General features: G+C 43.1%; 13 protein-coding genes and 1 riboswitch. Of the genes, 9 read left to right on the top strand and 4 right to left on the bottom strand.

Features of this window, described 5'->3' with window-relative positions:
• Window positions 1-100: 100 nt before the first annotated feature.
• Both HXT47_RS04585 and HXT47_RS04580 read left to right on the top strand, forming a co-directional pair.
• Entirely contained in the window at window positions 101-6,199 is a 6,099-nt protein-coding gene (locus tag HXT47_RS04585) for a hypothetical protein (protein ID WP_421789404.1), read from the top strand.
• 236 nt (window positions 6,200-6,435) lie between these two features.
• Window positions 6,436-6,972, top strand: coding sequence for a peptidylprolyl isomerase (locus tag HXT47_RS04580; RefSeq protein WP_116971074.1), 537 nt, complete (start codon window positions 6,436-6,438; stop codon window positions 6,970-6,972).
• A 311-nt stretch (window positions 6,973-7,283) separates the two neighbouring features.
• Here HXT47_RS04580 and thiC read toward each other — a convergent pair whose 3' ends face one another.
• From thiC to HXT47_RS04560, 4 genes are all read right to left on the bottom strand, one after another.
• Complete coding sequence (gene thiC / locus HXT47_RS04575; RefSeq protein WP_004119078.1) at window positions 7,284-9,941, bottom strand: phosphomethylpyrimidine synthase ThiC; 2,658 nt, start codon at window positions 9,939-9,941, stop codon at window positions 7,284-7,286.
• Window positions 9,939-10,044, bottom strand: a riboswitch (TPP riboswitch). Its footprint overlaps the gene before it by 3 nt.
• A gap of 64 nt (window positions 10,045-10,108) precedes the next feature.
• Window positions 10,109-10,789, bottom strand: coding sequence for a methionine ABC transporter permease (locus HXT47_RS04570; protein ID WP_004106344.1), 681 nt, complete (start codon window positions 10,787-10,789; stop codon window positions 10,109-10,111).
• A 2-nt stretch (window positions 10,790-10,791) separates the two neighbouring features.
• Window positions 10,792-11,613 (bottom strand): methionine ABC transporter ATP-binding protein, encoded by an 822-nt coding sequence (locus HXT47_RS04565; RefSeq protein ID WP_116971072.1) that lies wholly within the window; start codon window positions 11,611-11,613, stop codon window positions 10,792-10,794.
• Window positions 11,614-11,805: 192 nt separating this feature from the next.
• Window positions 11,806-12,639 carry a MetQ/NlpA family ABC transporter substrate-binding protein gene (locus HXT47_RS04560; RefSeq protein WP_004106340.1) on the bottom strand — a complete coding sequence of 278 codons (834 nt, stop codon included), beginning with the start codon at window positions 12,637-12,639 and terminating at the stop codon, window positions 11,806-11,808.
• Window positions 12,640-12,860: 221 nt separating this feature from the next.
• Here HXT47_RS04560 and HXT47_RS04555 point away from each other — a divergent pair, with 221 nt between their 5' ends.
• The 7 genes from HXT47_RS04555 (at window position 12,861) to HXT47_RS04525 (ending at window position 23,086) form a co-directional block, all read left to right on the top strand.
• Window positions 12,861-14,558: an NAD+ synthase gene (locus HXT47_RS04555; protein WP_410294736.1), complete on the top strand. Its 1,698-nt coding sequence runs from the start codon at window positions 12,861-12,863 to the stop codon at window positions 14,556-14,558.
• 117 nt (window positions 14,559-14,675) lie between these two features.
• Window positions 14,676-17,051, top strand: a complete 2,376-nt coding sequence (pflB, locus tag HXT47_RS04550; protein WP_116971069.1) for a formate C-acetyltransferase — start codon at window positions 14,676-14,678, stop codon at window positions 17,049-17,051.
• A 110-nt stretch (window positions 17,052-17,161) separates the two neighbouring features.
• On the top strand, window positions 17,162-18,043 hold the full coding sequence (gene pflA, locus HXT47_RS04545) for a pyruvate formate-lyase-activating protein (RefSeq protein ID WP_004106335.1): 882 nt from the start codon (window positions 17,162-17,164) through the stop codon (window positions 18,041-18,043).
• Between the two features lie 106 nt (window positions 18,044-18,149).
• The gene (locus HXT47_RS04540) at window positions 18,150-18,521 is read left to right on the top strand and encodes a hypothetical protein (RefSeq protein ID WP_421788909.1); all 372 of its coding nucleotides are present in this window, start codon (window positions 18,150-18,152) and stop codon (window positions 18,519-18,521) included.
• Between the two features lie 183 nt (window positions 18,522-18,704).
• Window positions 18,705-20,135, top strand: a complete 1,431-nt coding sequence (locus tag HXT47_RS04535; RefSeq protein ID WP_117008742.1) for an HRDC domain-containing protein — start codon at window positions 18,705-18,707, stop codon at window positions 20,133-20,135.
• A gap of 53 nt (window positions 20,136-20,188) precedes the next feature.
• The gene (tig, locus tag HXT47_RS04530) at window positions 20,189-21,538 is read left to right on the top strand and encodes a trigger factor (protein WP_421788907.1); all 1,350 of its coding nucleotides are present in this window, start codon (window positions 20,189-20,191) and stop codon (window positions 21,536-21,538) included.
• A gap of 150 nt (window positions 21,539-21,688) precedes the next feature.
• The gene (locus tag HXT47_RS04525) at window positions 21,689-23,086 is read left to right on the top strand and encodes a chloride channel protein (protein ID WP_421788905.1); all 1,398 of its coding nucleotides are present in this window, start codon (window positions 21,689-21,691) and stop codon (window positions 23,084-23,086) included.
• Window positions 23,087-23,157 lie beyond the last annotated feature (71 nt).

The following is a 23,157-nucleotide window of genomic DNA, read 5'->3' as shown; positions in this document are numbered from 1 at the left end:
AATTTATTGGCTGCCGCATGATTGCATATTACAAATTATGTATAAGCAGAAACATAAAGAAGACACATTATTGAAGTGAGGAATAATGACGAAGAAGATCATGAGTGCAAAGCATCTTGCTGATTTGCAAAAGTCTATGAAAAAATCTAGTAACAGCGTTATTTACGCGCCACTTTCTAAGAGCGTGTGCGCAGCTATGCTCGCAGGTGCTATGGTGATTGGGGGGGGGGTATTCGTTTCTACTCCTTTGCCTGCGTATGCTGACGGCTATGTAAGTGGTGATGGTGCTCGCGTTTATTACGGCTACAAAGCTGACGCTGATTACAGTAAAGAGCGTTTGCTGATTAAAGTAACATATTATAAAACTAAGGCTGACGCGCTTAAAGGTGGAAACGATGGTGTTGATCCGCTTGGTAAGTTTGTGCGCGTTGAATATACTTCTAATAATCCTGAGGATGCCAATAAACAACCAGATAAGTGGGCTTTAAGACCAACTTGGTGGTTTGGTGTGCCAAATGGTTTGAAAGCAGATACGATTTCCCAAATCCGCTTGGTAAGGAATGAGCGAGGAACTCAAGAGGCTTCTAGTCCATCTACTCCTGGCGCTAAAAAGTTGAAAAATGCTTCAAGGCAAGGCTATGTTGTAGCAAGTGACCACACGTATAACAGCATAGATCAGTGGAAACACAGTGTTTCACGCGATTATTACTCTGGTAGCGACAAGACCATCGATGGCAAGGGTTGGCAGCGTATGGTCGGTATTGGTGGTAAATCAGGAGATTACGATAATTCTGGTAATACCAGAGATCAGTGGAATATTTACAAGGATGGTAATGCTAACGGTCTTCAAGGTATTTTTGCTGACTGGGAGTCTGCTGGTCAACGCTACTACGAAATGTCGTATGTAGCAGAAATGACAGATGATGCTTGGAAGCAGCGCGATCAGAAGCCGCTATTGTTTGTTGCAGGCATTTACCGCGGTGTTGGTAATTGGCGTTACGTTGCAGGCAGCACGATGCGTGCACCAAAGATTGCGGATCATTTGGAATTGAAATATCCTAAGCTGACGCCTGTAAAGAATCTTGACTCGCTTGATGATAATGAACAGAAAGCAGTAAAAACTGCTATTAATGATGCTAATAAGAGTAACGATAAAGACCATCCAAATCTGTTTGATCAACTGGTAGCAGAAAACGGCATTAGTGTTGATGCTAAAGGTAATGCGACTATTACTTTTACAGACGGCACTAAGCGTGTTATGCCGGCTAGCTTATTGGTATTAAAGAACGAAACAGATAAAGACAAGTATAAGCCAACGCTTCCAGCTCGTACGCCTGTAGTGAAGTTGTCGAAGCTCACGTCTGATGAAAAGACTGCGGTAACTCAGGCAATTATTAATGCTAATGGTGGTTCTACGCCTAATGCCTTCTTGCAGAATGTGAAGAAAACTAACAACCATTATGAAATTCGCGTTCAAGAAGACGGCAGTGCAAAAGTTACTTATGCTGATGGATCAGAGCTTACTATTCCTTCTACAGATTTGGTGTATCAAGGCGCAACTATCGCCGATTGGGCACCGTATCGCGTTCCAGTTCCTACGGAAGTAGATGACCCATCTAAGTCATTAACTCAAGATCAAAAGACTACTATTGCGTCGGCATTTGATGAAGCAAATAAGAGTTTCCCTGTTTATCAAGCTGCTAAAAAGCATAACAAGAATACGTCTCCTGTAACGTTTGATAACAAAAACAATGCTGTAATTACCTGGGCAGATGGTTCACAAACTACCATTCCTGCTTGGATGTTCTTGAAGAAGAAGCCGACGCAAGCTACAAAGCCTGAGCAAAAGCAAACTACCAAAGAGTTTACGGTTGATTTGCCGGCAACACCTACGGAAGTTAATTTCGATCCATTTGATAAGAATGCAACAGTTGGTCAGGATCAACTTAACAACCTTGAAGCTTCATTGCAAGCTTTAACAGCTAAGGACGCAAGCGATAGTAATAAGATTGTAACTCTTACTTCTGCAAAGATTGATATTGCAACTGGTACGGTAACTTTTAAAGCTAAAGGATATGAAGATAGAAAGTATCCAATCGGCATCTTCTATAAGAAGAAGTCAACTGGAACTGGTACTCAGAATCCTACGCAGCAGACGCCTACGAGCAAGACCGATACTGACACAGATAATCCAAAGAATACGTTTACATATAACGTTAGAAAAATTGAGATTGATGGAGATAAGCCAAATGCTCAAGATGCCATTAAGGCACTAAAGCAGTTTGTAACAGACAATTACGATAATGTATCTGAAGCTGATCTATCTTCTATTAGTGATAGCATTACTGTTAAAAAGACTTGGACTCCAAAAAATGGTACTCACAATATGGGTGCGTATGAAGCTTCAGGTAGTAATTATGGACCAATGAGTTCGTTTAGTATAGTAGGCAATGACTTTGGCATCCAGGTGATTGGCCACCCATGGGCTGACAACGATGATAATGGTGACTGGGATTCCGCTCAGACAATGCCGTTGTTTACCATCAAACCCAGCGATTTGTATGTTAAAAAGGGTAATACTCAGCAGACTCCTACGGATAACACTATTGATCAGCTGAAGGCTCTTGCTAAGCAGCTTTTGGATGAGAAGAAAAATCTTACTAAATCTGACTTTACAAGAGCTGGTTTAGATAAAGATAAAATAACTGATAATGCTATTGATAAAATGAATGATGCCGGAGAGCTTCGTGATCTTATTAAGAAGCTGAGTGAAGCAAAGCATGCTGATCGTATGTACAACTCTGCTGGTGACGTTGTAGTTGATGATCCAAACAAGCTTACTGAAGATGATTTCAAGAAGGCTGTGGAAGCGTTCGTAAAAGCTAACTACGATAAGAGCGACAATTTCCATGCTAATACTGTTACTACAGCTTTGCCTACTGATTTAACTCCAAAGTCTGGCACTATTGATATGGAGATTGCTGACGATAATATTAAGTCAGTTACTTCCAGTAAGACTGGCGATGCCGCTGATTATAAGTCAATGGTATTTAAGGATGCCAAGGGTACTCAGCTTTTCACTGTTGCTATTAGCTACAAGAAGAAGGAAGAAACTCCAAAGCTTAGCGACGATGCTCTTAACGAGATGAAGAAGCAAGCTAAGGAGACTATCGATCATAATCCAAATCTGACTAAGACAGATAAGGATGGTTTTGATAAGCGTATTGATGCAGCAACTACTGCTGAGCAGATTCAAAACATTTTGAAGGAAGCTGCAGAGAAAGCAAATCAGAACTCAACTTCTAATGATCCTAAGATTAAGGGTGAAATAAGCGGCAATCAGAATGGTGCTGACGCTGAGAACCAGCAGAAACTCGATGCTGCTAAAGAAGCTGCTAAGAAAGCAATCGATGCTCTTACTCATTTGTCAACTGAAGAAAAGACGGAGTTTAAGAATAAGCTTAATGGTGTAGATGTTAAGGCTCCTGCAGACGTTCAAAAGATTGTTGATGCTGCAAAGCTAGCAGATGAGCTTAAGGGCGTTAAGGAAGAAGCACAAAAAGAAAAGTTTGTGTTCCTCGATCACGGTAAGGGTGGAAAAGATGATTCGTCTGATCCAAACCACGTTGAGGATGCTGCTCTTAACAGCGTACTTGGCTCTACGCCAGAAGAAGATTCTACGCTTAAGACTTTGGCTGAGAAGTTGCAAGCAAATCCTGCATCTGCATCTGAGATTCGTGATGCTCTCGAAGCTGCAAAGCTACAGAATACAAGTAATGAGCAGAATGCCAGGAATGCTGGTATTGCGAAGCTTGAAACTAAGAAAGCAGAGCTTGTTGCAGCATATAATGCTTTAAGTGCTGATCAACAGACGAAAGCTAAAGATAAGTATAATGCTGCTATTAAAGCTATTGATGATGCTGAATCTGCTGTTAACAAAGCAACTAAGCCTTCTGAAATCAAGAAGGCTGTTGATGGCGTAGATACTTCGCTTAATGCTGCTAAGGAAGATATCAAGAATAATACGCCTAAGCGCGATACTTCTAGTATCACCAACGATCAAGATTCTGCACTTGCCGAAGAGAAGAAAGCTCAGATTGCACGTATTAATGCAAGTAATCTTTCTGCTGCTGACAAGGAAAAAGCTACGAAAGAAATCAATGCTGCAACTAAGCTTGGTGATCCAACCGGTATTGCTAATCGTTACTTGAAAGCTCAAAAGATTGAGGATGCTAAGAAGCAGATTGCTGATCTTAAGTATTTGAACAAGGCTCAAAAGCAGTATTATAAGGATCTTCTTGATAGCACTGATGCCTCTGATCATGCTGACGGCAAGGATGACATCGATGATGCTCTTGAGCAAGCATTGAACCTGAACGGTGTGATGAAGCGTTTGGCTGATCTTGCTACGAGTGCAGATGCGCTTAAGAAGGATGATAAAGATAAAAAGTATTCTTCTGCTGATAAAGATAAGAAGGATGCTTTCGATGCTGCTTTGAATGCTGCAAACACTCAACTGGATAAGGTTGAAGGCGCAGACAGCGACAATATTAACGCTGACGGTGCTAACGCTTTATACAATGATTTGCTTAAAGCTATGCAAGGTCTTGATAATACTGTTAAGGGTGTTGGTTTATACACTGACGACTTGCAAAAAGAATACGATGCTGATGTTGCTTTGAAGGAAAAACCTGTATACAAGAATGCAACTAAGAATGTGAAGGAAGCATTCAATAAGGCTTTTGAAGCTGCAAAGTCTGTTCTTGACAGTGCAACAAAGAATCCAACTCAGCTTGGTGCTACGGCTGCAGATCAGCAGAATGCAATTGGTGCTGCTCTTGCTAACTTAGTGAATACTCGCAAGGCTCTCGACGGTATTGATACAACTGCATTGCAGGCTGAAGTCGACAAAGATAAGCCTTTGGAGGATAAGCCTGTATACAAGAATGCTTCTAAAGATAAGAAAAATGCTTTCGACAAGGCACTTGCAGCGGCTGAAGATGCAATTGCGGATGCTGAAGGCAATAAGAAGTTGGCTGCTGGCGAGGATCCAAAGACTCAAGAACAGAAGCAGAAAGCTGTTAATGATGCGTTGACTGCATTGCAGAATGCTGCTAAGGCTCTTGATGGTAAGGAACAAAAGCCAACCCCGGCTCCTTCTGTTGATAAGAGTGGTTTAAAGGCTCTTGTTGATGCTGCTGGGCAGGTGAAGGATTCTGACGCGTATAAGTATGCTGATGCTAATAAGCAGGGTGCTTATGATAAGGCTATTAGTGATGGTCAAAGCGTGTTAGCTAAGACTGATGCTACAGCTGATGAGGTTGCTAACGCTGTTCATGCTATTAATACTGCTAAGACTGCGTTGGACGGTAAGAAGCCAACCCCAAACCCAACCCCAAACCCAACCCCAAACCCAACCCCAAACCCAACCCCAACTCCAACCCCAACTCCACTGCCGAGCCCAAGCCCGCTGCCAACGCCTGGTGCTGGAACTGGTAATGCTGGAACCGGCAATACAGGAACTGGTGATACTGGTTCTGGTTCTGAAGCTGGTTATGGTGTGAATGATAATGCGCCTACTACTGTGGATAAGGGCGAGCTGAACATTCAGATTCAGGGTGCTGAGTCTGATTCGCAGCCTGGAAATGCTGGTAACGGTAACGCTGGTGCTGGTGCTGGTGCTGGTGCTAATACTGGTAATTCTGCCAACGTAGCTGGTAAAGCTGGTGCTGGCGCAAACTCTGGTAATGCAGGTAACGCTGCTAACACCAATGCTGCCAACGCTAACGCTAATAATGCTAATGGCGCAAATTCTGCTGCTATGAATGCAGCTGTTGAAAATTCGCCGGCAGTTAAGCAGGCAGACGCTCAAGTTTCTAAGGCTCAGGCTGCTCTTGATGCTGCTTTGGCTGAGGCTAAGAAGGTTGCTGCTGATCCTAACGCTACTCAGGCTCAGGTTGATGCTGCGGTTAAGAATCTTTCTGCTGCTCGTAAGGCTTTGGCTGCTGCTAAGGCTCATGCGGCTGATGTTCGTGCTTCTGTGCGTGCTCAGGTGTTGAAGAGTGGTAGTGTTGCTCAGCTTAGTAAGACTGGTAGTGACGTGTCTGTGTTTGGCTTGTTTGCTGCAACTCTTAGTGCTGCTGGTGCTGCGCTTTTCTCGGCTAAGCGTCGTGGTACTTCTCGCCACAGTAATAAGTAGAATATTTGCTAGCTGGTCTGGTTATTGCAGATCAGCTAGTTTTAGAGCTGCTTAATGCTTGTTTAATTGTATTCAGTAAGTTTGCTGAGTATTGGGTTAATTAGCATAATGAAGTTAATGTAAAATGTGCCTCACTTTGCGTCTTTCTTTACTACGCAAAGTGAGGCATTTTTGTATGCGAATATTTTTATCTAACACGAATTGAAACAGTCTTGAAAATATGGGAGAATTACCACATGACTACAGTTATTATGCATACTTCTGAAGGCGATATAAAAATCAATTTGTTTGACAGTAAAGCGCCTGAAACCGTCAAAAATTTTGTTGGCTTAGCTACCGGCGAGCGTGAGTGGCTTGACCCATTCAGTGGAAAACCTTCGCATGAGCCATTTTACGATGGTTTAACTTTCCACCGCATTATTAAGGACTTCATGATTCAGGGTGGCTGCCCACTTGGTAACGGAACTGGCGGTCCTGGATACGAGTTTGACGATGAAATTGACGCATCCTTGAAGTTTGATAAGCCTTATTTGCTCGCTATGGCAAATGCTGGAAAGCGTCGCGGTCGTGACGGTCGTTTGCATGGCACTAACGGTTCGCAGTTCTTCATTACAACTGTGCCAACTCCATGGCTTGATGGTCACCATACAATTTTCGGCGAAGTTGCTGACGATGAATCGAAGGCGGTTGTCGATAAGCTCGAGGCTGTCGCAACTGATCGATCTGATGCTCCTCTTGAGCCTGTAGGTATTATTTCTATTGAAGTTTTGTGATTAAACATTATGTGATTTAATATTCTTTAATACTACAGTTCTCAATTACTAATCCGACATTTTCTATACGCTTGTGTACAGAAAAGGTCGGATTTTTGCTGTAAGGCGGCAGAAACTTTACAAGCGTGCAACGAAAAGGTCGGATTAATAGAATCTAAATGCGAATATAAAGAAAGCGAGTCTTATAGCAAGCGTAATAGCTCACTATAAAACTCGCTTTGGTTTATATCAACCTTCTTCTATTGTTATCCGTTGTAAGTATTGTTATTGAAGCACTTGCAATTCAGTTTTTGCTTCCGTACTTCTGCATTTTATGCTTTCACGCTTTGATACAGCGATGAGCCGGATTCTTGGAACTTTTTGCTCATCTCTTTCATACCATCGGCAATTGCCTGACTGCGTGCTTCTTCAACGAGCTGCTCCTGCTGAGCTGCTCCGCCAAAACGCTTACGAATATTTTGCGAAATAGCCATCGAGCAGAACTTTGGTCCGCACATCGAGCAGAAGTGCGCCATTTTTGCCGGCTCTGCAGGAAGTGTTTCGTCGTGGAAGGCGATTGCGGTATCCGGATCGTAGCTTAAGTTGAACTGATCCAACCAGCGGAACTCAAAGCGAGCCTTACTGATTGCGTTGTCGCGATCCATAGCATGTGGATGGTGCTTAGCAAGATCAGCTGCGTGGCAAGCAATCTTATACGCAATCACGCCTTGCTTCACGTCGTCCTTATTAGGCAATCCCAAATGTTCCTTAGGAGTCACATAGCAAAGCATTGCAGTTCCGTATCGTGCAATCTCCACGCCACCAATTGCGGAAGTAATGTGGTCATAGCCCGGTGCGGTATCCGTAGTCAAAGGACCAAGCGTATAGAATGGAGCATTCTGGCAAATCGCCTTCTCCATCTCAATGTTCATACGCACAGTGTCGAATGGCACGTGACCAGGACCTTCAATCATCACCTGCACGTCATGCTTCCAAGCGATCTTTGTAAGCTCGCCAAGTGTCATAAGCTCGGAAAGCTGAGCCGCATCGTTAGCATCAGCCAAGCTACCTGGACGCAAACCATCGCCCAAAGAGAATGCAACATCGTACTTTGCGAAAATCTCGCATAATTCTTCAAAGTGCGTATACAAGAAGCTCTCTTGATGATGCTGCAAGCACCATTCAGCCATAATTGAGCCACCACGAGAAACAATACCGGTTACGCGGTTTGCAGTAAGCGGCACGTAGCGAAGAAGCACGCCAGCGTGAATAGTCATGTAGTCAACGCCCTGCTCGCACTGCTCAATAACAGTGTCGCGGAAAAGCTCCCAGCTGAGCTTAGAAGCATCATCCTCAACTTTTTCCAAAGCCTGATACATTGGAACTGTTCCAATTGGCACAGGGGAGTTGCGCAAAATCCATTCGCGCGTTGTGTGAATATCGTTACCGGTGGAAAGATCCATAACGGTATCCGCACCCCACTTCGTAGCCCACGTAAGCTTTTCTACTTCTTCGTCAATAGACGACGTAACAGCAGAATTACCCATGTTTGCGTTGAGCTTAGTTAAGAAGCGTGAGCCAATAATCATAGGCTCAGCTTCAGGATGGTTAATATTGCAAGGAATTACAGCGCGTCCTGCTGCAATTTCTTCTCGAACTAGCTCTACATCGCAATTTTCGCGCGTTGCAACGTATTGCATTTCCGGAGTAGTAATTCCGTGACGAGCGTACCACATTTGCGTAATCGGATGATCTGCGCCCTTCATTGGCTTATGCGTGCGACCACGCCATTCTTTAGAAGCTTTGCCTCGCTTAATTGCGCGCTTGCCGTCGTCTTGAAGATTGCGCCTGCGACCCTCATATTCCACAACGTCACCGCGGTCGCGAATCCAGTCAAGTCGAAGCGGAGCCAAGCCTTCCTTCGGATCGCACTTTGGACCTTCAGTATTGTAATCCTTAAAAGGCGGGTTAGGACCTACGCCAGGAGTATCCGAAAGCTTAATTTCCGTATAAGGAACTTCCAAATCGTAAGAACCATATTCATACTCAAAATGAACTGGAGTTGTTTTGCGAATATGAGCTTTATCGCGCTGAGTGCAACCACGAGCTGCAATGTCAACTCGCTGTTGTTTAGCTAATTTCGCAGCATCCTTTGCTTCTTTAGCGTTAATAAAAGTTGGTTTCTTTTCTTGAGTTTCTGAAGATTTTGATTCAGAATTTTCTGCAACTATTACTCGCTTGGCGTAGCCGTGCTTTTCTTCGCCTCGCACAGCTTTCCAATGTTCAACAAACTCACGCATAGTTGATTCTGGTGTTTCTGAAGAATACAGTGCTTCAGAAACGAACCATCCTGCAGCCTTAGTGTGAGCGATTGTATCGATATCGTCGAGCGCAGTTCTTCCGCCAACTAGAACTGGGAAATCACTTGCGGAACAAATCGTATTAATTTTCGCTTCGTCCAGCGTTGTGTGGTTTGCTTCCAATTCGTAAGCGGCAGTAGTGCTTTCGCATCCTTCTTCAGGATTGTGCATTGCTGTTACGCAAATGTAATCAATGCATCCATCTGGCAGTTCGTTTATTACTTTAACTAAGCTTTCGGTTTCAACAGATAAGCCGATTACAGCATCTTCGCCAAGAAGTGCGCGAGCCTCTCTAGGCTCCATGTCGCTTTGTGCTAAATGCACTCCGTCAACTTTGATGCTTTGATTGCGAGCTTGCCAAACGACATCAACACGTTCATCGATAACAAAAGTCACAGAATCGCATTTGTTATTGTCTTCGATGATTTGTGCAATATCGCGTGCAATAGTAGTGATTTCTTTAGCGTTTTCATTGTTGCAATGAAGACGAATAAAAGTCGCTCCAGCGCGCAAAGCATCATCGACAATATCTGTAAGTGGACGATTATTACAAGCTTGTGGGTCTGCAATAAAGCAGGCACTTAGATTAAATTGATTACGCATTGATGCGTACGGATAATTCGATGTCATACTAAAATCGTTGCTCCCTACGTTGTATTAACTAACAGGTTCGAAGGGTTAGGCAAATTAATACCATCTCAGCCTTCTTTCGAAAGCACCCCTGCAAAATGTCGAATTACCAGTAAGTTTACACGATTATGTGCATTTAATTGGTGGTGGGTATGTTGCGAAATTCTTTAGCGTTCGTGATGATTGATTGCGCGTGAAATAAAATCTCCCAGGCTTTGCACAATCTGCACGAGGATAATGCAAAGAATAACAGCCACTGTCATCACATCGTATTGATAGCGCTGGTATCCGTATCGTATTGCAATATCTCCGAGTCCGCCTGCGCCAACTGTTCCAGCCATTGCGGAGAATCCAAAAAGCGTAATAAATGTAAGCGCAGCTCCGCGAATTAGCGAAGGTAAAGCTTCCCACAGCAACACTTTGCAAACAATTTGCAATTTGCTTGCTCCAAAGCTTTGTGCTGCTTCAATTAAGCTTCCGTCAACTTCGGCTAAAGATTGTTCAACTACTCTAGCAACGAATGGTGCAGCTGTAATTACCAGAGGCACAATAGCTCCAGGAACTCCCAAAGAAGTGCCAACTATGAGACGAGTAAAAGGAATTATTGCAACTAATAAAATAATAAACGGCACAGAACGCACGATGTTAACAATCCAGCCTAGAACTGCGTTAATTGGCGCGTTAGGGCAAATACCTTTTTTGTTTGATGTAATGAGAAGTACGCCAACTGGAAGTCCAATAAGGTATGCAAAAAGTGTTGCAACTGATGTCATTACGAGTGTGTCTTGCACGCCTTCAATAAGTAAGTCACCGTAGTCGTTAAAAAATTGTGTAGCAGCTTCTAACATTGTTATTTCACCTCATTAAGCGCACTTGTTTGTGCATCTGTTGCCTCGTTTGCAAGCGTGTTTGTAGTTTTAGCGCGATGATTTTCTTGTTTTTCATCTGCAATAAGAGTTCGCAAAATATCGCTTTGTGGATTTGCAAAAAGTGTATCCGTGTCACCTAATTCCACAATGTGTCCGCCATCAATCATTGCAACTCGGTCGCAAATATTTCGTGCTACAGCCAGCGAATGTGTAATAATAACAAGTGTTACGTTGAGTTCGCGGTTAATTCGGCGCAATAAATCAAGGATTTGCGCAGTAGTTGTGGAGTCCAGTGCGCTTGTTGCTTCATCGCAAAGCATAATCGACGGATTATTTGCCAATGCTCGTGCAATTGCTACGCGCTGCTGCTGTCCGCCTGAAAGTTGGCTAGGGTAGCGGTTTGCAAAATCTTTTAAACCAACTAAGTCAAGCAAGTAGTTTGCGCGTTCTTCTCGTTCCTTTTTTGCAGTGTGATTTAACTCTAATGGGAAAGTGACGTTTCGCAATACTGTACGCTGCTGGAAAAGGCTAAAATTCTGAAAAATCATGCCAATATTAGTGCGTACTTTTGCAAGTTCTTTATCTTTTACTTCGCTAATATCATTTCCGTCAATAATAATTTTGCCAGAAGTTGGTCGCTCAAGCAGATTCATGCAACGAACTAGCGAAGACTTTCCTGCACCAGAAGAACCAAGGATTCCGAATACTTCTCCCGATTCAATAGTCAGATTAATGTCGTGTAATGCTTCATTCGCTTTGCTACCTTTGCCGTAGCTTTTGTGAAGATGTTCGATCTGAATCATGCTTTTCCTTAACAGATTATTGCTTTCTGTGTGAAATATACTTCGTTACTAACTAGAGTTACTAACTAGCGTCATTAACTAGATTATTGACTAGCACGCACATTACGTATATTACACGCTTATAAAATAATGCCGCAAAGCATACACGAAGCATACACATGCGGCATTAGGTGGCTACATTGTGAGTATTATTTAGAAAACAGGAAGCACAGCGCCTTTGTAAGTTTTAGTAATATAGTCGCGCACTTCGCTTGTCTTCAAAGCTTTGAGTAAGGCTTTGATTTTTGCAAACTTTTCAGAGCCCTTCTTTACTACAATAATATTTTCATAAGTTTTAGCCGCAATGCCACCGACTTTTTCTGAAGTAAGTGGGTCTTTAGTTGGGTTAAAACCAGCTTGAATAGCGTAATTGCCATTCATGGCAGCAAGATCCACATCCTTAATGGCAGTAGGAACTGTTGCCGCTTCAAGTTCTTTAAACTTCAAATTCTTAGGATTCTCAGTAATATCTTTTGTAGTAGCGTTAATATCTTTTGGATTCTTCAACTTAATCAATCCAGCATCTTGCAAAAGAAGCAATGCGCGAGCCTCATTAGTAGGATCATTTGGAACTGCAACAGTTGCGCCATTTGCTAATGCTTTAATCGTCTTGGTTTTTCCTGGATACAATCCAAATGGTTCAAAATGAATTCCACCTACTGAAACAAGATGAGTTCCCTTTTCCTTATTGAAGTTGTCAAGATAAGGCAAATGCTGATAGTAGTTTGCGTCAACTTCGCCTTCTTCAGTAGCTGTATTTGGCTGCACGTAGTCAGTAAATTCCTTTACTACTAGCTTGTAGCCTTCTTTTTGCAAGATTGGCTTTACAACCTTATTTAAGATTTCAGAATGCGGAGTAGGCGAAGCAGCAACAGTAATAGTTTTGTCATCCTTCGCTCCTGCTTTTGAGCTACCGCAGCCGCTTAAAGTGAAAGTCGCTAATGCTGCCAGTGCTGTAATTGATGCAATAACTTTAATTTTTCGCATATTTCCTGCTCCTTGTTCGGTGAAATTCGTTTAAAGTTAAATCCCCTTCGCGAGTAACGAATTATCAATATAGGCGAGAAAAATCAATAATTCTATACTTTGCTTATTAGTATTATTTATGACGTGTTAATAATTCGCATACTTGCAGTGTGGAAAGAGAAAAAATAAGTTTTTCAACACGTCGCTTACTTGCAATGAAGCTATCTACTAGACTGTAATGTATGAGTTTTTTGCGATTGGCGTTAGCGCAGATAGATACCTGCGTTGGGAATATTGATAGCAACGTTGAAAAAGTTTTGAAGTATGCTGCGCGCGCAAAGCAGTCGGGTGCTCGCATGGTTGTATTTCCTGAGATGACTTTGACTGGGTATCCTATTGAAGACCTCGCCTTGCGTGCCACGTTCCGCACAGCTGCACAAAAAGCTGCAGACTTGCTTGCATCAAAACTTTCAGAAGAAGGCTTGGGGGAGCTTTACGTAGTAGTTGGAACTGTTGGCTTTGACGAGTCTGCTGGAAAGCCTCGAAACAGGCTTCTCGTATTGCATGAAGGCAAATCTGTGTTGCAATACGACAAGCATTTCTTGCCAAATTATGGTGTTTTTGACGAGTTTCGTATTTTCTCTTCTGGCAATAAGTGTGAGCTGCTGGAAGTAGATGGAATACGTCTAGGTTTTGCTATTTGCGAAGATATTTGGCAAGACGGCGGTCCTGTTGCGCGTTTGGCAAAACTTGGTATCGATGCGCTAATAACTATGAACGGTTCTCCATATGAGGAAGGTAAAACTCATGTGCGTTTGAGTTTGGCTCAAAAGCGCGCTGTTGAAGTCAATGCGCCGGTTGTGTATGTGAACCAGGTCGGTGGTCAAGATGATTTGGTTTTTGACGGTGGAAGTTTTGTTGTTGATTCTGACGGAACTTTGCTTGAACGCTCGGCAATGTTTGCTGAAGATTTGTCGTTTGTTGATTTTGATAACTCGCTGAAAAAGCAGAAAGTTTCAAGCATTGCTTCAAAACTTGACGCAGACGAAGAAGTGTATTGTGCGTGTGTTGTAGGTCTTAGAGATTACATGCGTAAGAATGGTTTTAAGGGTGTGTGCTTAGGACTTTCTGGAGGAATTGATTCTGCTTTAGTAGCTACTATGGCTGCCGATGCTTGCGGCGGAGCAAATGTATATGGTATTTCTATGCCAAGCATGTACTCTTCGGACGGTTCTAAAGACGATGCGCGCGATTTAGCAGAGCGAATTGGCGCTCACTACGATGTGCAACCAATTGAACCGCTTTTTAAAGCTTTCCAATCACAACTTTCCTTAGAAGGAGTTGCTGCAGAAAACTTGCAAGCTCGCGTTCGTGGCGTAATCGTAATGGCATATTCAAATTCGCGCGGTGTTTTGGCGCTCGCAACTGGTAATAAATCGGAGCTTGCTTGCGGATATTCTACTATCTATGGCGATGCGGTAGGAGGGTATGCTCCTATTAAGGATTTGCTTAAGACGCGCGTTTGGGCACTTTCTCGTTGGAGGAATCGCGCTGCGAATGCTGGAGTAGGTATTGGTATGCTGCCAATTGTTGGATATGAGGATTCTCAGAAAGCGAAAGCTCCGCAAGATGGCGTGCTTATTCCTGTTAATTCTATTATTAAGCCTCCGAGTGCAGAGTTGCGTCCAGGGCAAAAGGATTCTGATTCTTTACCTGAGTACGATTTGCTCGATCGCGTTTTAGAGGCTCATATTGAGCTTGCTCATGGTAGAGCAGATTTGCTTGCAGATGGTTTTGACGAGCATACTGTTGACACGGTTATGCGTTTAGTTGATCGCGCAGAATGGAAGCGCAGGCAGTATCCGCTTGGACCAAAAGTAAGCGCTATTGCTTTTGGCAGGGATCGCAGAATGCCTGTTACCACAGCTTTTCGTGAATAAATGTGATATATTTCACTAGATTTTTTGCAAAACTACTCGTGTATGCGTTTACATATGCCCTAACATTGTTATTAGGGCAGCGTGAAGATGCGTTGCGGGTACAAAAGGAGTCTAAACATGACATCAGTTGATGCACCAGTTCTCAGTGAAGAGGATCTTCGTACCGAAGCGTGGAATGGTTTTACTGACGGAAATTGGAAAAAAGACATTGACGTACGCGACTTTATATTAAAGAACTATACGCCATATGAAGGTGACGAAAGCTTCTTGGCAAATGCCACTGAAAAAACGAAGCACATGTGGAAGTATCTCGACGACAACTACTTGGCTGTTGAACGTGAACGTCGTGTTTATGATGTTGAAACTCATATCCCAGCAGGCATTGACGCAATGCCAGCAGGTTATATTGAAAGCCCAGAAGTAGATAACGTAATCGTCGGTTTGCAAACTGATGAGCCTTGCAAGCGCGCTATGATGCCAAACGGCGGTTGGCGCATGGTTGAGCAGGCTATTAAAGAAGCTGGCAAGGAAGTAGATCCTCAAATCAAGAAGATCTTCACCGTCTACCGCAAGACTCATAACGATGGTGTATTTGGCGTTTACACCAAGAATATTAAGATTGCTCGCCACAACAAGATTTTGACCGGTTTGCCAGATGCTTACGGCCGCGGTCGTATTATTGGCGATTATCGTCGTGTGGCTCTTTACGGCGTGAACATGCTTATTGAGTTCAAGAAGCGCGACAAGGATTCGATTCCATACCGTAACGATTTTACCGAGACTGAAATTGAGCATTGGATTCGCTTCCGCGAAGAGCATGACGAGCAGATTAAGGCTTTGAAGCAGCTTATTAACTTGGGTAACGAGTACGGTTTGGATTTGACTCGTCCAGCTAAGACCGCTAAGGAAGCTGTTCAGTGGACTTACATGGGCTATCTTGCTTCTGTTAAGAGCCAGGATGGCGCTGCAATGAGCTTTGGTCGCGTTTCTGCATTTTTTGATTGCTACTTTGAGCGCGATTTGAAGGCAGGTTTAATTAACGAAACCGACGCTCAGGAAATTATTGATGCTCTTGTTATGAAGCTTCGTATTGTGCGCTTCTTGCGTACTAAGGATTACGACGCAATCTTCTCTGGTGATCCTTACTGGGCAACTTGGTCCGATGCAGGCTTCAGCGAGGATGGTCGCACTTTCGTAACCAAGACTTCGTTCCGTTTGCTCAACACTTTGACTCTTGAGCATTTGGGACCTGGTCCTGAGCCAAATATCACTATTTTCTGGGATCCAAAGCTTCCAGAAGCTTATAAGCGTTTCTGCGCACGAATTTCTATCGACACTTCTGCAATCCAGTACGAGTCCGATAAAGACATTCGTGAGCACTGGGGTGACGACGCTGCTATTGCTTGCTGCGTTTCTCCAATGCGCGTCGGTAAGCAAATGCAGTTCTTCGCTGCTCGCGTGAACTCTGCAAAAGCTTTGCTTTACGCAATCAACGGCGGTCGCGATGAAATGACCGGTATGCAGGTTATTGATAAGGGTGTTATTGACCCAATCAAGCCAGAAGCTGACGGTACTCTCGACTACGAGAAAGTTAAGGCTAACTACGAGAAGGCTTTGGAATGGCTTTCCGAAACCTATATTGAGGCTTTGAATATCATCCACTACATGCACGATAAGTACGCTTACGAGTCCATCGAAATGGCTTTGCATGATAGGGAAGTCTATCGTACGCTTGGTTGCGGCATGTCCGGTTTGTCTATTGCTGCAGATTCCTTGGCTGCTTTGAAGTATGCAAAGGTTTACCCAATCTACAACAAGGATGCTAAGACCACTGAAGGCCACGAGTACGAGTACATTGAGGGCGGCGACGACGACTTAATCGTTGGCTACAAGACTGTTGGAGAGTTCCCAATTTACGGTAACGACGACGATCGTGCAGACGACTTAGCTAAGTGGGTTGTGAGCACTGTTATGGGTCAGGTAAAGCGTTTGCCTGTGTACCGTAATGCTGTACCAACTCAGTCCATTTTGACTATTACTTCTAACGTTGAGTATGGCAAGAATACTGGTTCCTTCCCATCCGGTCACAAGAAGGGTACTCCGTACGCTCCAGGCGCAAACCCAGAAAACGGCATGGATTCGCACGGCATGCTTCCTTCGATGTTCTCCGTTGGAAAGATTGATTACGACGATGCTCTTGACGGCATTTCGCTTACGAACACCATTACTCCTGATGGTTTAGGTCGTGACGAAGACGAGCGCATCAGCAACTTGGTTGGCATTTTGGATGCTGGCAACGGTCACGGTTTGTACCACGCAAACATCAACGTGTTGCGTAAGGAACAGCTTGAAGATGCTGTTGAGCACCCAGAAAAGTATCCGCATTTGACGGTTCGAGTTTCCGGCTACGCAGTGAACTTCGTGAAGCTCACTAAGGAGCAGCAGCTCGACGTTATTTCTCGTACATTCCACCAGGGTTCAGTTACTGACTGATTTGGTTGATTAGTAAACACCGCCGGGAGCGAGGCTAGTTTCGCTCCCGGCTTTTGTTAATTGCGTATATTATTTATTATTTATTTATAAATAGTTTGGAGGGCAGTTAGATGGCTGAAAACACAGCGTTTCGTACCACAACTCAGCATATGTTGAAGGAGTCAAAAGAGTATGCTCGCCAAACTTTAATGGGTGGACTTTCCGGCTTTGAATCTCCAATTGGATTAGACAGAAAAGATCGCCTTGTAGCTCTTAAAACTGGCGATATTGGATTTGTGCATTCGTGGGATATTAACACTTCTGTTGATGGTCCTGGTACTCGTATGACAGTGTTTATGAGTGGCTGCCCGCTGCGCTGCCAGTATTGCCAGAATCCTGATACTTGGAAAATGCGCGACGGAAAGCCAGTCTATTTAGATGCGATGATTAAAAAAGTTGACCGTTATCAAAGTCTTTTTAAAGCAACAGGCGGTGGGATCACTTTTTCTGGCGGCGAATCCATGATGCAGCCGGCTTTTGTATCTAGAGTTTTTCGTGCTGCAAAAGAGATGGGCGTTCATACTTGCTTGGACACTTCCGGATTTTTGAATCGCAATTATACGGATGAAATGATTGAAGACATTGATCTTTGCCTTCTTGACGTTAAATCCGGAACTGAAGAAACGTATAAAAAAGTAACTGGCGGCTTACTTCAGCCAACTATTGACTTTGGTCAGCGATTGGCGAAGGCTGGTAAGAAGATTTGGGTGCGTTTTGTGCTCGTTCCAGGTTTGACAGACAGCGAAGAAAATGTTGAAAAAGTTGCTGAGATTTGCGATTCGTTTGGTGATGCTGTTGAGCATATTGACGTGCTTGGCTTCCATCAACTAGGTCGTCCAAAGTGGCATGAGCTTCGAATTCCGTACCCTCTTGAGAATCAAAAAGGACCTTCTAGAGCACTTAAAGAGCGAGTTGTAAACCAGTTCAAAGACCACGGTTTTGTTGTGTACTAGACTGAACCTCGATGCGTTTTAGGCAATTTTTGCGTATTGTATTGTTTTTTTTTTAAAGGATTTTTGTATAATTACACAAACACCCTTTTTAGAGAAAGGATACGCAATGAAGCGCAGAATAGGTTGTTGGATTGCATTAGCTTTTGCATTAGCGTTAGCTATTTTTGCACGGTGTAACGATCAGTTTGGCTTTGGCACAGCGCTTATTATTTTAATTGTTTTGCCGATAATTTTGTTGCCGATAAATATCGTTGCGGCTTTCGGTAAGAAACTTCTTATTGAAGTGCCAATAATATCTATTGCTATAACCATTGCTACAGAACTTGCCACTTTCCCAATAAGAGATTTAGGTTTACATACTGTCTACGTTATCCCAACGGTTTTAGTTTCGGCAGTCGCATTTACTCTTACTAGATTCCTTAAAACTAAGCTTGTTAAACGCATAAATGACGAAATAGCAAACAATAAAACAGATTGATTATTTAATTGATTATTTATTTTTTGAATAGTCGTAGTTGTGTGCGAAAGTTGAAGCCGTGTTAAAAGATGCATAATCTATAACACGGCTTAAATATATCTTGCGCAACATTTTGCAAAAAGTACAGAATAAGTTGCAAAAAACGTAAGAATTTGGCTAAAGCATGCAAATCGGGAGGCGTACTTGAACGAGGAACCAAAGCTTTTAAAAGAGCCTAGAGAAGGAGTTCCAGAAGTCATTGATACGCTTGAAGCATATAAAGATTATTGCAGCTTGTTGGCATCAGGTTCCGGTTCTTTAGCTGCAGATGCTGAGCGAGCTTCCGGTTTTAGATATGGTCATGAAGATTGGCTGATTCAGTTTAAACGCAAAGGTGCAGGAATCGGGTTACTGGATCCAATAGAACTTACAAAACTTGGAGCCGATTGGAACGAATTTAACAAGGCAGTAGGAGATGCGCCTTGGATTATCCACGATTCGATGCAAGATTTGCCAGGATTTTTCGATATTGGTTTGCGTCCTCGTGCTTTATTCGATACCGAGATTGCGGCTAAATTACTTGGTAGAAAGCGCTTTGGTTTAAGCTCTGTAACTGAATATTATTTGGGTTTGACCCTCGCAAAAGAACATTCCGCAGCGGACTGGTCTTATCGTCCACTTCCTAGAGATTGGCGAAATTACGCGGCTTTAGACGTTGAATTACTTATTGAGCTAGAAGAAGTAATGCGCGGTGAGCTAAAAAAGCAAGGTAAACTTTCTTGGGCGGAAGAAGAATTTAAACACTTACTTAGTAAGGGTGCACAAAAGAAAGCTCCGCATCCGCGTCCATGGCTTAAAATATCGCATATAAGTGTGCTTATGCACGATCGTGTTGGTTTAGTTATTGCGAAAGCATTGTGGCAAAGGCGAGATGCTTTAGCGCGTGAATATGATATTGCGCCAACTCTTCTACTTTCTGACGCTGCGATTATTGAAGCTGGTAAGCGTAAACCTAGTAATGCGCGCGCGTTTCGTGCTATTCGTTCTTTGAATGAGCGAGTGCGAGTACACACTGGCAGTGAGCAAGACAAAATGTTCGAGCGTTACGCTCCAATTCAGCGCAAAATTAAACCATCTATTTGGAAAAACGTTATAGAGAATGCTATTTTGCGCGCTAAATCTGGTGAAACAGCTATGGATGATGTGCATCCAGTATTACCGAATGGAGCTATTCAACTTAATTCGCGCGAATCTCGTAAAACGAGCGTACTTAAATCAACAGATACTGACGAGTCACAAGGTTCTAACGATTGTCAGGATTGCCATGATTCGTCAGATTCGCAGTATTTACAGGATATGCAAGATTCCCAAAGCGCTCCTAGATCTATGAAATATTGGCGAGAACATCACCCTAAGCGTTATGAGCGTTTACAAAGAGTAAAAGCTGAGTTAAATCAAATTTCTGAATACACTCATACTCCTGCAGAAATTATTATCAAACCGCAGATTATTCGTAATCTTTGCTGGCATGATGATGCGCAAGATATTGATGTTAAAACATTCCTAAGTGAGCATGGCGCTCGCGAATGGCAAACCCGATTGGTAGCTGAGTCCGTAACTCGCGCTATCATGTAACGGTTGTGCCATACGGCAGAAGCTAGAAAAAACGTAATTTCAGGAGCGCAAGCGTGAAAATCAGCGTCAGGAATCTTGAGCCAACTAAAGTTAAGCTCACCATTACCGCAGATCTCGAAGACTTCAAGCCATTTTTGGAAGAAGCTCGTAAGGAGATTGCTAAGCAAATTAACGTGCCAGGTTTCCGTAAGGGACATGTGCCAGGCAAGATTGTAGATCAGCGCGTCGGTTTCGCAGCTGTTGCCGGCGAAGCCGTAAATTCCGCTGTACCAGAGCTTTATTCTAAGGCTTTGGAAGAAAAGAAGATTCGCCCAATGGATCAGCCAGAATTTGACGTTCAGGAAGTTCCAACGTCGACTGATGCAGATGCAAGTCTTAAGTTTGTAGCAACAGTTGAGCGTCGTCCAGATTTCAAGTTGAACAAGTTCAAGGGCGTTGAGATTGAAGTTGAGAAGCCAAAGGTTTCCGACAAGGATGTCAAGGAGCGCTTGGAAAGCCTCCGTCAGCGTTTTGCTACTTTGGTTGGTGTTGACCGTCCTGCAGCTAAGGGTGATTACACTAACATTGATTTGGAAGCTCGTATCGATGACGAAGTAGTTGATGCGCAAGAGGGCGTAAGCTACGAAATCGGTTCCGGTGTGTTGCTCGACGGTTTGGATGAGGCTTTGGATAGCCTTTCTGCCGGTGAAGAAACCACCTTTGAGGGTACTCTCGAGTTCGGTAAGCATAAGGGCGAGAAGGCTCAGATCAAGGTTAAGGTTAATTCCGTAAAGACTCAGGAATTGCCAGAGCTTGATGATGATTTTGCTCAGGAAGCTTCTGAGTTTGATACTTTGAAGGATTTGAAGGCAGATATTCGCAAGGCTTGCGAGCAGGCTGCTGAAGGTCGTCAGGCAACTAATGCCCGTGACGCATTCCTTGTTAAGCTTCAGGAAGAAGTTGAAATTCCTGTGCCAAAGGGCGTTTTGGACAAGGCTGTTTCAGAGCATTTGAAGGGCATGACCCCTGATCCTGAAAAAGCTACCAAGAAGCAGAAGGACGAAGCTCAGCAGGCTGCTGAGAAGGAACTTCGCGACCAGATGGTTCTTGACGCTTTGGCTGAACAGATGGATGTGACTGTTTCCCAGGCTGACGTCACCAACTTCTTGGTTTCTGTTGCTCAGCAGTACGGCATGGATCCAAACCAGTTCATTAACGCAATCGTTAACAACGGTCAGCTTGGTTCCGCTGTGCAGGAAGTTGCTCGTTCTAAGGGCTTGCTTGCTGGTATGCGTGCTGTAAAGTTCGTTTCCGGCGGAGAAGCTCTTGACTTGAGTGCATTCTTGTCTGAGGATGATGACGAAGACGAAAGCGTGAAGGCTGCTTCTGCTGCTGCAGAAGTTGCTGACGAACTTTCTAAGTAGTATTTTTCAAGCAAGAAAAAAGTTTATACTTTCTCATATTTGCTAAAAACCCAGGGCTTTTGCTCTGGGTTTTTGTGTTGTTGTTATACTTTAAAGAAAGTGAAAAACAAATAAAATGAAAAACAAATAACATAAGGAAGGCTGCTGCTAATGGAAAAACGCAATTTGCAAATGGTAGGCAGTAAAAAACCTGGTAAGTGTTTGAACTATGTTTTTACATGTTTACGATTAAGTCTTATTGCTTTTTTTGTTGCAGTTATGGCTGGAGTTGGTGCAATATTATTAACTCTGTTACTACATGCTGTGCAAAATGTAATGTTCGGATTTTCAGAATCTGCTCTTAAACCTTCGCCAGTTGGATTGCCAGTATTGCATTATGTTGCTGTTGTATTAATTGTGATGTCTGTTGCTGCAATTATTTGGATGTGGTTATGGACAAAATCTTCTAATCGTATTGTCGATATAGCTCATGCTGTTAGTGGCCAATCGATGCCATTTAATACGACGATTATCCATGTATGTTTACAAATTTTTATAGTTGCTTCTGGCGCAAGTTTAGGTAGAGAAGTTGCGCCTCGAGAATTGGCTGCAATGCTTACTCAGAAGTTACTCTGCTTTATTCGAGTCAGTGAATTTCAAGCTCGCGTTTTGGTTGCAAGTGCTGCTGGTGCTGGTTTAGCTGGAGTTTATCGCGCTCCAATAGCGGGTGCGATTATGACACTAGGTTTGGTTGCAATTCCACGTTTTTCTCACGAATCGAAATCTTCTTTAAAGCGTTTGAAATGGTATTGGCTTATACAAAAATTTGGTATTTTTGCTATTGCGTTATGTATAAGTGAAATTGCATCATTGACTACTATTTTTGTGCTTGGGGATGAACCTTACTATTGTTTGCCAAGTCTTAATGACATCCATATTGTCAACACTACTGTGTTGCTGCTTGCAATTATAGTTGGCATTGCTTGCGGTATTGTGGGTATTCTTTTCCATAAGATGATTCGTTGGGCTCGCTCTAAGTGTGCTCACAATTACCAAATCTTATATTTTTTGCCATTAATGGGCTTAGTAACGGGATTAGTTGCATCGTGGAATCCAGCAATTATGGGCAATGGCAGAGCTTTAGCACAATACGCATATAATATTGCAAAAACAAGTATTGCAATTGACAAAAACTCTTTGGTAACTTTGCTTCTACTATTTGTTGCAAAAATAATTTTAACAAGTTGCACTCTTCGAGCTGGCGCAAGTGGTGGTGTGCTTCAGCCGAGTATGTCGTCTGGGGCTTGCGTAGGGCTGATCGTAGGTTTTATAAGTATGAACATTCCAGTTGTTGGTGGCATGCTATCAAGTCAGCTAAAAATATTGATAATAGCTGCTATTTTTGGCGCTGCAAGTCTGTTAACTGCAAGCCGAAAGTCATTGTGGTTTGCGCTTTTTTTGGTAGCGCAATTAGTGAATGCGCCTATGATTATGATTATTCCGATGGCTGTTTCTTGTGCTGTATCTAGAAGCATAGCGATAATACCAAAAATTTTTATGCGCAAATAATGTTTGAATTTTTAGTATGGAAAATACAATATGTGCAAAATAAATGCGCCTATGCTAGTTCAGTATTAGCA

The sequence above is a fragment of the Gardnerella sp. DNF01205 genome (assembly GCF_049244135.1).
GTDB classification, from domain to species: domain Bacteria; phylum Actinomycetota; class Actinomycetes; order Actinomycetales; family Bifidobacteriaceae; genus Bifidobacterium; species Bifidobacterium leopoldii.
The sequence above is the reverse complement of the archived record's forward strand: the minus strand, read 5'-3'. Positions and strand labels throughout refer to the sequence as shown.